At 64.2% G+C, this 14,770-nt stretch carries 14 protein-coding genes; 10 read left to right on the plus strand and 4 right to left on the minus strand.

The features are described from left to right. Nucleotides 1-10: 10 nt before the first annotated feature. On the minus strand, nt 11-1,243 hold the full coding sequence (locus XH98_RS09685; protein ID WP_271618453.1) for an MFS transporter: 1,233 nt from the start codon (nt 1,241-1,243) through the stop codon (nt 11-13). Between the two features lie 175 nt (nt 1,244-1,418). Then, nucleotides 1,419-2,666, minus strand: coding sequence for an MFS transporter (locus XH98_RS09690; RefSeq protein ID WP_271618454.1), 1,248 nt, complete (start codon nt 2,664-2,666; stop codon nt 1,419-1,421). 186 nt (nt 2,667-2,852) lie between these two features. Here XH98_RS09690 and XH98_RS09695 point away from each other — a divergent pair, with 186 nt between their 5' ends. After that, nucleotides 2,853-4,922: a prolyl oligopeptidase family serine peptidase gene (locus XH98_RS09695; RefSeq protein WP_271618455.1), complete on the plus strand. Its 2,070-nt coding sequence runs from the start codon at nt 2,853-2,855 to the stop codon at nt 4,920-4,922. Nucleotides 4,923-4,932: 10 nt separating this feature from the next. Here the strand turns inward: XH98_RS09695 and XH98_RS09700 are convergent, their stop codons facing one another. Then, nucleotides 4,933-5,607, minus strand: a complete 675-nt coding sequence (locus XH98_RS09700; protein WP_271618456.1) for a DUF938 domain-containing protein — start codon at nt 5,605-5,607, stop codon at nt 4,933-4,935. A gap of 226 nt (nt 5,608-5,833) precedes the next feature. Here XH98_RS09700 and soxX point away from each other — a divergent pair, with 226 nt between their 5' ends. The 9 genes from soxX (at nt 5,834) to XH98_RS09745 (ending at nt 13,088) form a co-directional block, all read left to right on the plus strand. Beyond that, entirely contained in the window at nt 5,834-6,190 is a 357-nt protein-coding gene (soxX, locus tag XH98_RS09705; protein ID WP_271618457.1) for a sulfur oxidation c-type cytochrome SoxX, read from the plus strand. Between the two features lie 23 nt (nt 6,191-6,213). Beyond that, nucleotides 6,214-6,699, plus strand: coding sequence for a thiosulfate oxidation carrier protein SoxY (soxY, locus tag XH98_RS09710; protein ID WP_271598150.1), 486 nt, complete (start codon nt 6,214-6,216; stop codon nt 6,697-6,699). A gap of 12 nt (nt 6,700-6,711) precedes the next feature. Beyond that, nucleotides 6,712-7,023, plus strand: a complete 312-nt coding sequence (gene soxZ / locus XH98_RS09715) for a thiosulfate oxidation carrier complex protein SoxZ (RefSeq protein ID WP_271618458.1) — start codon at nt 6,712-6,714, stop codon at nt 7,021-7,023. Continuing rightward, entirely contained in the window at nt 7,023-7,886 is an 864-nt protein-coding gene (gene soxA, locus XH98_RS09720) for a sulfur oxidation c-type cytochrome SoxA (protein ID WP_271598149.1), read from the plus strand. The genes soxZ and soxA overlap by 1 nt, the downstream gene beginning before the upstream one ends. An 8-nt stretch (nt 7,887-7,894) precedes the next feature. After that, on the plus strand, nt 7,895-8,200 hold the full coding sequence (locus XH98_RS09725; protein ID WP_271618459.1) for a hypothetical protein: 306 nt from the start codon (nt 7,895-7,897) through the stop codon (nt 8,198-8,200). A gap of 119 nt (nt 8,201-8,319) precedes the next feature. Further along, entirely contained in the window at nt 8,320-10,065 is a 1,746-nt protein-coding gene (gene soxB, locus XH98_RS09730) for a thiosulfohydrolase SoxB (protein ID WP_271618460.1), read from the plus strand. Nucleotides 10,066-10,332: 267 nt separating this feature from the next. Beyond that, entirely contained in the window at nt 10,333-11,370 is a 1,038-nt protein-coding gene (locus XH98_RS09735; RefSeq protein WP_271598146.1) for an MBL fold metallo-hydrolase, read from the plus strand. 87 nt (nt 11,371-11,457) lie between these two features. Then, nucleotides 11,458-11,619: a hypothetical protein gene (locus XH98_RS09740; protein WP_271618461.1), complete on the plus strand. Its 162-nt coding sequence runs from the start codon at nt 11,458-11,460 to the stop codon at nt 11,617-11,619. 260 nt (nt 11,620-11,879) lie between these two features. After that, on the plus strand, nt 11,880-13,088 hold the full coding sequence (locus tag XH98_RS09745) for an MFS transporter (RefSeq protein WP_271598144.1): 1,209 nt from the start codon (nt 11,880-11,882) through the stop codon (nt 13,086-13,088). A 163-nt stretch (nt 13,089-13,251) separates the two neighbouring features. Here XH98_RS09745 and XH98_RS09750 read toward each other — a convergent pair whose 3' ends face one another. Next, nucleotides 13,252-14,613, minus strand: a complete 1,362-nt coding sequence (locus XH98_RS09750; RefSeq protein WP_271618462.1) for an MFS transporter — start codon at nt 14,611-14,613, stop codon at nt 13,252-13,254. Nucleotides 14,614-14,770 lie beyond the last annotated feature (157 nt).

A 14,770-nucleotide genomic window follows, 5' to 3' on the forward strand; every position in this document is an offset into this window, starting at 1 on the left:
CTAACCCACCCTACGAGACCTTCGCTCTTGGCTTCCCGCGCACCAAGATTAACGCCGCGGCCACCACCTCCAGCGCGATGCAGAGATAGAACGGCAGCGCGTACCCGCCGGACCAATCGCGCAAGAAGCCGACGACGCCGGGGCCAAAGGCATAGGTCACCTGGTTGATCGCGGTGTTGAGGCTGATCAGCACGCCGAACGCGGCGCTATCGAACTCCTGCTGCACGATCAGCGACGGCAGCGTGATGAGATTGCCGACCGAGAAGCCGAACACCGCGCAGGCCGCGATCAGCACATAGTCGTTGTGCATGGCGATGACGACGCCGAGCGCCGCCGCCTGGCTCAGGAACGACAGCGCCGAGGCAAGGCGCTGGTTAAGCCGGTCGATCACCATCGAGAACAGCACACGGCCGACCACCGCCATCGCGGTCAGCACCGCGACCGCCACGGCGGCGCGCTCGCGTCCGATCACGGGATCGAGAAACGAGATCAGGTGCACGATGAAGCCGACTTGCGCGAACAGCACCAGCGAGAAGGCAATGGTCACCGTGAGGAAGCCGACATCGCGCAGCGCATGCTTGCGGATCTCTGTCGATGATTTTGTCTCTGCTGCCGCCCGCCAGCCGTGGAGATCCGGCGGCCGACCGACGATCAGCAGGATGAGCGGCACCAGCAGCACCAGCATGGCGCCTGATGTCGCGAACATGGCGTTCGCAAACCCGATATGGCTGATCATCACCACCAGCAGCGGCACGCCGACGATGCCGCCAAAACTGGCGCCGTTCAACGCGAGGCTGATCGCCATGCCGCGCTTGTGCTCGAACCAGAGGCTGATCGTGTTGGTGATCATGGCCAGACTCGTGCCGGCCCAGCCGAAGGCGAGCACGGCATCGGCAAGCCAAAGCTGCCAGGGCTCGCGCACCGCGCCGATCGCCACGCCAGCTGCCGCCATCGCCAGCGTGCCAGCGATCAGAGAGGGACGCGGACCATATTTTCGGACGGCTTCGCCGACAAAAACGACCAGCAGCGCGCTGAACAGATAGAAGAACGTCGTGCCTGACGAGATCAGCGAGGCCGGCCAGCCCCGCGCGCGCTGAAGCTCGGCGACGTAGACGCTCTGGCCGTAGAAGCCGAGGCCCCAGCCGAAGGTCGCGAGCAGGAAGCAGACCGCGACGATGCGCCAGCCTTCGTAGCGGAACGAGGTTTCATCGTAGGGAGCTGTGTGCTGGGGATTATCTAGCATGCTGCTTACTCCGTCATGCCCGGGCTTGTCCCGGGCATCCACGTTCTTCGATCCGCGCGTCCAAGACGTGGATGGCCGGGACAAGCCCGGCCATGACGCATCATCTAGTAAATCGTCTCCAGAAATCACTTCGAGCTGGATCGAAGTATCGAGACTGCTGACAAGCTCCTGCCAGTTAGATCGCGTCCGGGAACTCGCCCATGGCCGCTTCGAGCCGCGCCTTGCGACGGCGGGCCCAGGACGCCAGCGAGAGCGCGACGAGGCCGAGCGCGACAGGCGGGAACACCACCATGTTCACCGCGGACCAGCCGAAATTCGCGAGCAGCTGGCCCGAGGAGAACGAGCCGACCGCCATCATGCCGAACACCAGGAAATCGTTGAAGGCCTGCACCTTGTTGCGCTCTTGCGGGCGGTGCGTTTCCAGCACCAAGGCGGAGGCACCGATGAAGGAGAAATTCCAGCCGACGCCGAGCACGAACAGCGTGGCCCAGAAATGCATCGCGGTGATGCCTGATAGCCCGATGGTAGCGGCGCCGGCTTCCAGCAGCAGGCCGGCAGCAACCATCCTGGGCGCGCCGAAGCGGGCAATCAGCGCGCCGGTGAAGAAGCTCGGCCCGTACATGGCGACGATGTGCCATTGGATGCCGAAATTGGAATCCGACACGGAGAGCCCGCACATCTTCATGGCCAAGGGCGCCGAGGTCATGACCAGATTCATCATGGGATAGGCGATGACGCCGCACAGCGCGGCGGCGATGAAGCGCGGCTGGCTCACGATGGCGAGCAGCGGCCGTCCGCCATGCAGATCGGCCGGCGCGGGCTTGGGCATATCGACGCCGGCGACGATGCCCATCGCGATCAATGCGACCGCGGCCTGCACCAGGAAGCTGAAGGCAAACAGATAGGGCGACCAGACGTCCATGGTCCATTGCACCAGCTGCGGACCGAGCACGCCGGCGAACACGCCGCCCGCCATCACCCACGACACCGCCTTGGGCCGATAGGCCGCGCTGGCGCCGTCGGCCGCGGCGAAGCGATAGGATTGCGCCACCGAGCCGTAGAGGCCGCCGAGAAAGGTTGCGAGACAAAACAGCGCGAACGAGCCGTGCAGGATCGCGAACGAGCCGGTGAGACCGGTGAGCGTGCCGAGGCCGGTGCCGATGATGAAGGCTGCGCGGCGGCCGAAGCGGCGCGAGATCGCGCCTGTCGGCAGCGTGCCGGCGGCGAGCCCCACCACATACATCGAGATCGGCACCGTCGCGAACGACATGTCGGGAGCGAGCGTAGCGCCAACGATCGCACCAGTGGCGAAGATCACGGCCGAATTGGCGCCGGTCAGCGCCTGCGCCGCGGCAAGGCGCACCACATTGGCACGCACGCGGGCATCGTCGGCGATCTCGTTGGCAGTGGTCACGTCCAGCATTGGCATTCCGCCGAAAAAGCTCGTTGATTCCCGGGCACTATGGAGGGGTCGAAAGGGCCGGGCAACCGGCGCAAACGGGCGCAGGCCATGCCTCTGACGCAATCGGACCGATGATATCCGGCCCGCGCTCTTGACGGCTTGCGCTCGATCAAATCCTATCCGCCGCGATTTTTCGGAGTTTCGTTCATGTCCGCCAATGACAGGCCCACGCTTCAAGCTCCCGACGACGATCCCTGGCTCTGGCTGGAGGAGATCGAGGGCGCCCGCGCGCTCGAATTCGTCGAGCGTCAGAACCGGGCGACGCTGCAGCAATTCGGCGGCGCGGTGTTCGAACGCGACACCGCCATCCTTGCCGCGATCTACGACCGATCGGACAACATCCCTTATGTCAGCCGCCGCGACGGTTTTCTCTACAATCTTTGGAAGGACGCCGCGAACCCGCGCGGCCTGTGGCGGCGCACCACGCTGGCGGAATTTCGCAAGGCCGAACCGGCCTGGGAGACCTTGCTCGATATCGATCGGCTTGCCGCGACCGAAGGCGCAGACTGGCTTTTCGGCGGCGCATCCACGCGAGCCGGAAGCACGCGCGTCATCCTGAGCCTGTCGCGCGGCGGCAGCGATGCCGTCACCTTGCGTGAGTTCGATATCGCGACGAAGGAGTTCGTCGCCGACGGTTTCGTCCTGCCGGAGGCCAAGAGCGGCGTCGATTGGGTCGATGCCGACACGCTGCTGCTGTCGAGCGCGCTTGGCGAGGGTATGGCGACAAGTTCCGGTTACGCGAGAACCGTGCGGCTGTGGCGACGGGGGACCAGCGTCGATCAGGCCGCAGTGATCTTCGAGACGACCGCCGACCATATGCGCGTGTACAGCTATGTCGACGACACCTCGGCAACACTGCGCGTCTGGTTCATCGACCAGTCGGACTTCTTCAATTTCAGCTCCTCGCTCGGTACCGCATCCGGCGCAACGACGAAGCTCGACCTGCCCAGCGACATCTGGATGCAGGTCCATGGCGACTGGCTCGCGGTCAAGCCACGCCAGACCTGGTCGATCGCGGGACACACTTACGTTGCCGACGCGATGCTCGGCATGCCGCTCTCGGCGTTCCTTGCAGGAGGCCGCCATTTCACGGTCTTGTTCGAGCCGGGGCCGCGGCGAGCGTTGCAGGGTTTCTTCTGGACCGGCGGCAAGCTCGTGCTCTCGATCCTCGACGAGCTACGGCCGGTGTTCGAGATCTGCACGCCATCGACATCGGGCTGGAGCAAACAGCGGCTGCAAGGGTTGCCCGATATCGGCGTCGTCGATGTCTGGAGTCCCGACCGCCACGAATCCCAAAGCAACGGCGATCTGCTCGCCAATGTGCAGGATCCGCTGACGCCGCCGTCGCTGATGCTGATCGAGCGCGGCGTCGAAAGTCCCGAGGTCCTGAAACAGGCCCCGAAGATTTTCAACGCGGACGGCCTCGTCGTGACCCAGCACGAGGCGATCTCGGTCGACGGCGAGCGCATTCCCTATGTGCAGACCGGCCCGGCTGGCGAAAGCGGCGATGCGCCGGTTCATATGAGCGCCTATGGCGGCTTCGGCCTCGCGGTGAAGCCGGAATACAATTCATCGCTCGGCAAGCTGTGGCTGGAGCGCGGCGGCACCACGGTGCAGGCGAATTTGCGCGGCGGCGGCGAGTTCGGCACGCGGTGGCATGATGCCGGCCGCCACGCCGGCAAGAAGCTGTCGCATGATGATTTCGCAGCCGTGGCCGCCGATCTCGTCCGCCGCGGCGTGACGCAGCCGAAGCGCATCGCGGCCCAGGGTGGATCGAACGGCGGCATCCTCATCACCAACATGCTGGTGCGCTACCCCGAGCGGTTCGGGGCGCTGTTCTGCACCATCCCCCTGATCGACATGCGCCGCTACACCAAGCTGCTGGCGGGCGCGAGCTGGATCGCGGAATATGGCGACCCCGACAAGGTGGAGGAGTGGGAATGGCTGAAGACCTACTCGGCCTATCATAACGCAAAGCCAGACCGGCCCTATCCGCCGATCCTGATCGCCACGACGCGGCGCGACGACCGCGTCCATCCCGGCCACGCGCGCAAGATGGCGGCCAAGCTCCAGGCCATGGGCTATGAGGCCTGGTTCTACGAGCCCGCCGCCGGCGGCCACGGCTACGGCAAGGACAACAAGGAGCGCGCCGGCTTCCAGGTGCTGGGGTTTCAATTCCTGAAGGAGAAGATCGGATGGAGGGATGGCGAGGCCTAACGGCCTCGCTTTATCCCCGCCCGAACACCAGGGTCAGATTGTTCGCCGGCATTTCGATCGTATCGATGAGACGAAGGCCCACCGCCTTCGCCAGCGTCTCGACGTCGGCGACGTCGCGGACGCCCCATTCGGGATTGCCTTCGCGCAAGGAGGTGTCGAACACGGCGTTGCTCAGCGCCGTATGCTTGCCGTCGCGCTTGAACGGGCCGTAGAGGAACAGCTCGCCGTCGGCGCGTAGATAACGGCCGGCGCCGGCGAACAGGCCCTCGGCCACGGTCCAGGGCGCAATGTGAATGACATTGGCGCAGAACACCGCCGCGAGATCGTGCGGCCCCTGCCCGCTTCGCATTTCCGGACACCAATCGGGATCGGACAGATCGATGCGCAGGGGGCTGCGGACGTTTGTCAGGCCCGAATGCACGCGCCAGGCCTCGATGCTCTTCACGTGGCGCTGGTTGAGGTCGCTCGGCCACCAGACCAGATCAGGCGTGTGGCGGGCGAAATGGACCACGTGCTGGCCGGTTCCACTGCCGACCTCGACGACGTCGCCGGACCGCCCGGCGAGGTGCTTTTCGAGCGCCGCCCAGAGCGGTTCGTGGTTGCGATGGAAGGCCGGTGCATCGAGACGGCCATCGGGCTCAACCCGCCCGCCGTCCCTGCCAAATTCAACGACATATTCAGCCAATTCATGTCCCCGGAAAATGAGAATGCGGTCGAAAACGCGAGCAACGGCAAAACGCCCCGAACAATTTGCCTGATAAGGCCGGCTTGATGAACGATCTATCTCATCAGTTGCAATGCGGAAGATATTAACGCCATTTTGCGGCCTGCATAGTCTTGATTGTCAGGGCATGTCCTTTGTGCTTTTGAACACTATCTTTTGCAGACATGATAAGCCTCGGAACGATGCTTTGACCGCTTTTCCCCGCAAGCCCGCCCTGCTTCTCGCGCTGGCCGTCCTCACAGGCCTCGGCGCGCCGGCGGCGTGGGCGCAGTCCGCGATATCAGAGGGCCGGAAGCTCGCCTTTGACCGCGGCAAGGGGAATTGCCTGACCTGCCACGTCATCAAGGGCGGCGATCTGCCCGGCACGATCGGCCCCGAGCTGAGGGATCTCAAGGCAAAATACCCTGATCGCAACGAGCTGGTCGCGATCCTGTTCGACGAGACCAAACGCAATCCGCAGACCATGATGCCGCCGTTCGGCCGCAACCGCATCCTGACAGAGCAGGAGATCAACGCGATCGTTGATTTCCTGCAGACGCTGTAACGGCCGGCCCAAGGAGACTTGAGATGACAACGCATACCGGCCCTCATCCGACGCGACGCCTGATCCTGCAGGGCGCTGTTACGGTCGCGCTGATCGGCCTCGGCAATCTGCCGTTTGCCCCCGCGCAGGCCGCAGCCAACGACAAATATCCGGAAGAGGCGTTCAAGCTGAAGAACGAGGCGGAGGCGATCAAGGCGCTCTACGGCAGGACCGCCGAGCCATCCGACAAGGTCAAGCTGGACGCGCCCGAGATCGCCGAGAACGGCGGCGTGGTGCCGATGGCGGTGACGACGACGCTCGACAAGGTCACCTCGATCTCGTTCTTCGTCGCCGAGAATCCGAACGCGCTGGCGGCAAGCTACAAATTCCCTGAGGGCACGATCCCCGCTGTCGCCAACCGGCTGAAGATGGCGAAGACCAGCAACGTGACCGCGATCGTGGAAGCCGACGGCAAGCTCTACAGCGCGACCAAGGAAGTGAAGGTCACCGTGGGCGGCTGCGGCGGCTAAGGGAGATCGGAGATGGCATCCAGCATTCGCGTCCGCGCAACATCCAATGGCGATATCACCGAGGTGCAGACGCTGATCCAGCACCCCATGGACACCGGCCTCGTGAGGGATTCCAAGGGCGAGCTGATCCCGGCGCATTACATCCAGGAACTGAAGTTCGCTTGTAACGGCAAGGACGTCTTCGTCGCCAATTGGGGCACCGCGATCTCCAAGGATCCCTATGTAAAGTTCAGCTTCAAGGGCGCCAAGAAGGGCGATGACCTCACGATCTCCTGGACCGACAACAAGGGCGGCTCGGACCAGACCACCGCGAAGATCGCGTGATGAAGGCAGGCGCCGCCCTCCTGCTGTCCTCGTTGAGCGCCGCGCTCGTCGCGTTGGCGCTCACCTCTCCGCGCGTGATCGCAGCCGACAAGGTCGACCCTGTCGCCGACGCCAGGGCGTTCCAGAACTACTTCTTCCAGAAGTTTCCTGACGTGAAGCACGAGGATTTCGCCAACGGTCCTTATTCCATGAACGAGGACATGAAGCGGCAGTGGCGGGAGAAGGAGGAATTCCCTCCTTACGAGTTCGCGCTCGACGCCGGCAAGGAGATGTTTGCAACGCCGTTCAAGAACGGCAAGACCTATGCCGACTGCTTCCCGAACGGCGGCATCGGCATCCGCCAGAACTATCCTTATTTCGACACCGGGGAAGGCAAGGTCGTTACGCTGGAGCTGGCGCTCAACCGCTGCCGCGAGGCCAATGGCGAGCAACCTTACTCCTACGTCAAGGACGAGATGGCCTCGCTGACGGCGTACATGGCCTTCACCTCGCGCGGCAAGCCGATGGACATCAAGATCCCCGATGATCCGCGCGCGCTGGAGGCGTTCGAGAACGGGAAGCGCTATTTCTACACCCGCCGCGGCCAGCTGAACTTCTCCTGCGCGAGCTGCCACGTGCAGAGCCCAGGCGAACGCATTCGCGCCGAGGTTCTGGCGCCGGCGCTCGGCATCCTGAATGCGCTGCCGATCTACCGCTCCGAATGGGGCGGCATGGGCACGACCAGCCGCCGCTTCATCACCTGCAACAGCCAGACCCGCGCGGTTCCGCTCGAGCCACAGGCAGATGAATATCGCGACGTCGAATATTTCCTCTCCTACGTCGCCAACGGTCTGCCGATATCGGGTCCAGGGGCACGACCATGAGCGCGGCCATGAAGCGGACACTTCCCCTCGCCATGTTGCTGGCGTTGAGCCTCGCGCCATCGGCGCGCGCGGCAAATGAAGCAGACTACATGGCCGCCTATGCTGCCGCGGAGGCTGCGTCCAAGGAGGCCGCCGGCATGCGCAACCAGTGGACCACGACCGTCGCGACGCTGGCCGCCGCCAAGAAGGCGGGCGACAGCCGCGATTTCGACGGCGCCGTGGCTGCAGCCAAGGAGGCTGAGGCGCTGGCGAAAGCGTCAATCTTCCAGGCAGCCTCGGAAAAGGAAGCCTGGAAAGCGATGCAAATCCGCTAAACTGACTATTGTTTGAGCATGATCTTGTTGGAAAACCGCGACACACTTTTCGCTGGCGCGGCCCTTCGGGTCCGGATCATGCTCGCGGAACTGCCGAGAACCGGCGCGGAGAATGTGTGATGGCGATCCGCCGCCGTGAATTCCTGAAGAGCTCGGCAATCGCTGCCGTATCGCTCAGCCTGCCGCGGCTCGCGCGTGGCGCTGAAGCCGCCAGCATTTACGACATCGAGCGCTTCGGCAATGCGCGGATCCTGCACACCACCGACACGCATGCGCAGCTCAATCCGGTCTTTTTCCGCGAGCCCAGCGTCAATATCGGCATTGGCGAGATGGCCGGGCGACCGCCGCATCTGGTCGGCCGCGCGTTCCTGGAGCATTTCGGAATCCGGCCCGACAGCGCGGATGCCTATGCCTTCACCTCCGTCGAGTTCGAGAAGTCTGCCGGCCGGTTCGGCAAGCTCGGCGGCTTCGCTCATCTGAAGACGCTGATCGACCGCTTGCGCAACGATGTCGGCGACAAGCGCGCCATGCTGGTCGACGGCGGCGATCTCTGGCAGGGCACGGGCCTCGCCAACATCATGCAGGGCCGTGACATGGTCGAGGTCGCCAATCTGCTCGGCATCGAGGCGATGACCGGGCATTGGGAGTTCACCTATGGCGAGCAGGCGCTGCGCGACAATCTCGAGCACTTCAAGGGCGAGTTTCTGGCGCAGAACGTTTTCCTGACCGAGGAAGCCGCGTTCAACGACGCCCCGGCCTTCGACAAGGCGACAGGGCGCGTGTTCAAGCCGTCCATCATCAAGGAGCTCGGCGGCTATCGCCTCGCCATCATCGGCCAGGCCTTTCCTTATGTGCCGATCGCGCATCCCAAGCGGTTCACGCCGGACTGGACCTTTGGCATCCGCGAGGAAGAGCTGCAGAAGCATGTCGATGCCTTGCGGGGCGCCGACAAGGTCGATGCGGTGATCCTGCTCTCGCACAACGGCATGGATGTCGACCTCAAGCTCGCAAGCCGCGTCACCGGCATCGATGTCATTCTCGGCGGCCACACCCATGACGCGGTGCCGCAGCCGATCCCGGTGAAGAACGCCAGCGGCACGACGCTCGTCACCAATGCCGGCTCCAACGGAAAGTTTCTTGCCGTGCTCGATCTCGCGCTCGACAAGGGCAAGGTCAGCGACGTCAGATATCATCTGCTGCCGGTTTATTCCGAGCTATTGAAGCCCGATCCTGCCATGGCCGAGCTGATCGGCAAGCTGCGCGCGCCTCACGTCACCGACTGGTCGGAGAAGATCGCAACGCCGGACCGGCTGCTCTATCGCCGCGACAATTTCGCCGGCTCCGTCGACGAGCTGATCTGTACTGCGCTGCGCACCGAGCTCGATGCCGAGATCGCACTGTCGCCGGGCTTCCGCTGGGGCACCACCGCGTTGCCCGGCCAGCCGATCACGATGGAAGACGTGCTCGCGGAGACCGCGATCACCTATCCCGAAACCTATGTGCAGGAGATGACGGGCGCCGAGATCAAGGACGTGCTGGAAGACATCTGCGACAATCTCTTCAACGCCGATCCCTATCATCAGCAGGGTGGCGACATGGTGCGCGCCGGCGGGCTCAGCTACGCCTGCAGCCCGACCAACACGATCGGCAGCCGCATCTCCGAGTTGAAGCTCGATAATGGCAGGGGGATCAGCGCCAGCCATCGCTACAAGGTTGCGGGCTGGGCCTCGGTTAACGGCCAGCAGGGCGCGGCGGTGTGGGACGTGCTGGCCAAATACCTGCGCTCGGGCCGGATGTTTCAGGAGCGGCTCGGCGGAGGTATCACGCTGAAGGGCGTCGAAGGCAACCCGGGCATTGCAGGGTAGGGATGGCTGCAGGCCGCCTCGTGGCACGTCGCCGCGCCAATTCCCCGCGGAGGCGGGGAATCCAGCACGCCGCGGCCCATCGACTCTATGACTGCTGTCACGGAATACTGGATCGCCCGCCTTCGCGGGCGATGACAGCGGAGGTTGAGGCGACCATCGCGCCGCAATAAGAATCTTCTAAATTTTCTGATTTAAACAGTACATTACTTCTCCTCTTACCCCCGGGCGTAGTAGAATCGTCGAAACCTCTTAACGCCGGGTCCTGCCATGATCTTCCGCCAGCTCTTCGACAGTGTTTCGGGAACCTACAGCTATCTCCTCGCCAGCCGCCTCGGCGGCGAGGCGCTGATCCTCGATCCTGTGCTGGAGAAAGTCGATCGCTACTGCCAGCTGCTGCGCGAGCTCGATCTCAAGCTGGTCAAGGCGGTCGACACCCATCTGCACGCCGACCATGTCACCGGCCTCGGCGAGCTGCGCGACCGCACCCATTGCATGACCGTGATGGGCGACCAGACCAAGGCCGACGTGGTGGCGATGCGGGTTGCCGACGGCGACAAGGTGACCATCGAGGGTCTCTCGCTCGACGTGATGTACACGCCCGGCCACACCGACGATTCCTATTCCTATCTGATGGGCGACCGTGTCTTCACCGGCGATACGCTTTTGATCCGCGGCACCGGCCGCACCGATTTCCAGAACGGCTCGTCGCGGGCGCAATATGATTCGATATTCAACCGTCTGCTCAAGTTGCCCGACGAGACGATGGTGTTTCCTGCCCATGACTACAAGGGCGACACCGTCTCCACCATCGGCGAGGAGAGGCGCTACAATCCCAGGCTCCAGGTGCGCTCGGTCGACGAATATATCGAGCTGATGGCCAATCTGAAGCTGCCCAATCCGAAGATGATGGACGTGGCGGTGCCCGCCAACATGCACGTCGGCCTGCATCAGGAAGAGCTGGAGAAAGAGGGCCGTGCGCTCAGTGCCGTCGAGGCGATCCGCATCCTGCACCGGCCCGACATCCTCTTGGTCGATCTGCGCGAGACCAACGAGCGGATCAAGCACGGCATGCTCGAAGGCGCGCTGCACACGCCGTATCCTGGCATCGAGGAAAGCCTCAAGCCCGGCGGCATGCTGCGCGAGGTTGCAGCCGCGACCGGCCGCCGCGTCGTGTTCTTCTGCGCCTTCGGCGAGCGCTCGGCGATGGCGGTTGCGGCGGCCAAGGCCGCCGGCCTCTCCAACACCGCGCATATCGCCGGCGGCATCGATGCCTGGAAAAAGGCGGGCGGGCCGGTGGTGCACTGACGGTATCGTCGCAGCCTTGCGATAGGTCAGGAGCCGCTTAGATTTTTCGGTTAGAAGCGGATGACACACTACCATCCGAGATCAGCCATGGCCAAATCAGCCAAGCCGAGCGAACCGCCAAAGACGAAGACCGTGGCCGACAAGGTCCGGGAGCCGCAGCCGCCGCGCGACACCGACGACGATTACGAAGACGGCGACATCGCCACGCCAAAGCGCGATCGCTATGGGAATGATGACGAGCCGTTGTGAGGCTTTCCGTCGTCCTGGCGAAAGCCAGGACCCATTACCCCAGGGAGCAGTTTGGCGAAGACGCCCGCCTCGGTATTGCCATCGAGCACAATCGAGAGATCACGCGGTATGGGTCCTGGCTTTCGCCAGGACGACGATGTGGAGGCATTTCGGGGTCCTTCGCCCCCACCCGCACTACCTGCCATGCGCCTGCGTTCATGGACAAATAACCCGCCTCGCCGATACTTTGCGCCTCCCTTCGGACGCAAAACGGAACTGCAATGGTCGACGTTCTCGCCGCACCGCAACAGAGCAAGGCGGACAGCGCGCTGCGCACGCTGACCGGGATTTCGATCGCGCATTGGGTCAGCCATTTCCATCTGCTGGTCCTGCCGATGCTGTTTCCATTCCTGAAGAGCCAGCTCGGCGTCGGTTATGTCGAGCTCGGCTTCGCGCTGACCGTGTCGGCCGTGGTCTCCGGGCTGACGCAGGCACCGACCGGCTATCTCGTCGACCATTTTGGCGCGCGCAAGATCCTGCTCGCAGGACTGACACTCGGCGGCCTCGCGCTCATCATGCTCGGGCTGCACCTGAGCTACGCCGCGCTGATCGCCTGCGCCGTGCTGCTCGGGCTCGCCAACAGCGTCTATCATCCCGCCGACTACGCCATCCTCGCCGAGCACATGGACGAGGCGCGGATGGGTCGCGCGTTCTCGGTCCACACCTTTGCTGGCTATTTTGGTGGCGCCGTCGCGCCGGCGATTGTCGCCGCTCTGATCACGCTGTCCGGCGGCGTCGGTGCGCTGCTGGCTTCCGGCGCGATCGGCGTGCTGGTGGCGCTGCTCCTGGTCGCGATGAGCATTCCCGATGCCGGTGCGCACAAGGCGAAGCCGGAAAACGCCGATGCGCCGAAGCAGGCGATCATTACGCCGGCGCTGATGACGCTGACCGCGCTGTTCATGCTGCTGAGCCTGTCGGTGGCCGGCATCAACAATTTCGGCGTGGTGGCGCTGATGAGCGGCTACGGCGCAAGCTATTCCGTCGCCAATGTCGCGCTCACGGCGTTTCTCGGCTCCAGCGCCGCGGGCGTGCTCGCGGGCGGTTTCCTCGCCGACCACACCGAGCGCCACGGCTATGTCGCCGCCGCCTGCTTTGCCGCGAATGCCGCCATCGTGCTGCTGATCGCGCTGGTGACGCTGCCGGGCTGGGCCCTCACCGCCACAATGGCGACGGCGGGCTTCCTCTCCGGCGTGATCGCACCGTCGCGGGACATGCTGGTGCGCAATGCCGCGCCTCCCGGTGCCGCGGGACGTGCCTTCGGCATCGTGTCCACCGGCTTCAATCTCGGCGGCATCGTCTCACCGCTGCTGTTCGGCTGGATCATGGATCAAAGCGCGCCGCACTGGGTGTTCGGGGCATCGGTGATCTTCATGCTGGCGACGGTGGTGCTGTCGCCGTTGACGGAACGGAAGGCGCAAGCCAGGGCGTAGCTGCAAGCTCAACTGTCGTCCTGGCGGAGGCCGGGACCCATACGCCGCAGCAGCAGTTTTGTGAAGACTCGGAGTTACCAGCTTCGCCCCAAACCACTCCCTGTGGTTATGGGTCCCGGCTTTCGCCGGGACGACAGGTGAGATTGAGGCCGACAGCCACCCTTTACGTCGGCGAGATCGCCCGCTTCAGCGGCGCCGGCTGCGCCGCGGCACCCCGCGTCAGCCTCGCCTTTTCCGTGTTCGGCCAGAGCAGCAGCAGGCCGACCACACCGGAGCCGATCATGATCACCGCGTTGATGGTAAATCCGGTCAGGTAGCCGTCGATCGTGCTGCCAGCGCGCTCGATCACCTTGCCCATTACGTAGGGCGCGATGATGCCCGAGAGCGTGTAGAGCGCGCCGTAGATCGCGAGGATGGCGCCGCGCTGCGAGGCCGGGGTGAACTCGCCGAGCATCGGCGGGCAGACGACGTAGATCGCGCCGCAGAGGCCCGCGCCGACCACGAGCAGGGCGATCTGCAGACCCGAGCCCGCGACTTGCGGCATCGATGCCAGGATCAGGCCGCCGATGATCAGCGGCACCGAGCCCAGCACGCCGCGCGAGACGCGCGTGGTGTAGCCGCGCACCATCATCACCTGCGAGATCCAGCCGGTCAGAATCACGATGGTGGCGCCGAACACCCAGGGCAGGATCGAGATCCAGCCGGCGTCGCTCTGCGAGAAGCCGAGCCCCTTGACGATGAAGGACGTGAACCACGTCAGTCCGAGCGACAGCGCCCAATAGGCGCCGAAGGTCGCGATCACGCAGCCGAGGAAGGTGCGCGAGGTCAGAAGCCGGATGTAGGGAATTTTCGGTTCACTGACGGCAAGCGTCTGCGTGTCCTCGAGCGGGCCTTCCTTGCCCAGCGCCAGCCAGGCGCAGACCCAGATCAGGCCGATCACGCCGAGCGCCCCGAAGGCATAGTGCCAGGAGTGATTGACGATGATCCAGTTCAGCGCCGGCACGGCCAGGATGACACCGAAGGCCGAGCCTTGCGTCAGCACCGCGGTCGGCAACGCGCGCTTCTCGTCCGGGAACCATTTGTAGATCGCGTGCATCGCGACAGAAGCCGCCGGACCTTCGCCCGCGCCGAGCACGATGCGGCAGATCAACAGCGTCGTGAAGCTGACGGTGCCGACCATCGGAAACTGTGCCAGCGCCCAGATCACAGCGAGCGTCAGCAGCACCCAGCGCGTCGGCACCTTGTTGACGAGGAAGCCCACCACGATGGCCGAGATCGAGAACAGGAAGAAGAACGCGGAGCCGAGCAGGCCGAACTGCGCGGGCTCGAGCTTCATGTCGGTCACGATCGGCACGCCGGCGAGGCCGACGACGATCTTGTCCGCGAAGTTCACCACCATCAAGAGAAAGAGGAGAAAAACGATGGTCCAGGCGCCCTTCGGCGTTGCCTTGGATGCTCCCTTGGACGCTTGCTTGGAGGTCCCTACCGTCTTGGCTGCCGCGGACGGCGTTGCCTGAGCGCTCATCATTCTCCCCGTATGTCTTTATCGTCGGCACGTTTGATTTGGCCGTCTTGAGAGCTAACAACGGCTTGAACGGCAACGCAACCCCGGCATTTCCGTGCCAAGCGCGGTGCCAAGTGTGCTACGCAGCTTCTTCACCTCTTCCCATTGGGGAGAGGTC

It is taken from the genome of Bradyrhizobium sp. CCBAU 51745 (assembly GCF_028128715.1).
GTDB classification, from domain to species: Bacteria; Pseudomonadota; Alphaproteobacteria; order Rhizobiales; family Xanthobacteraceae; genus Bradyrhizobium; species Bradyrhizobium manausense.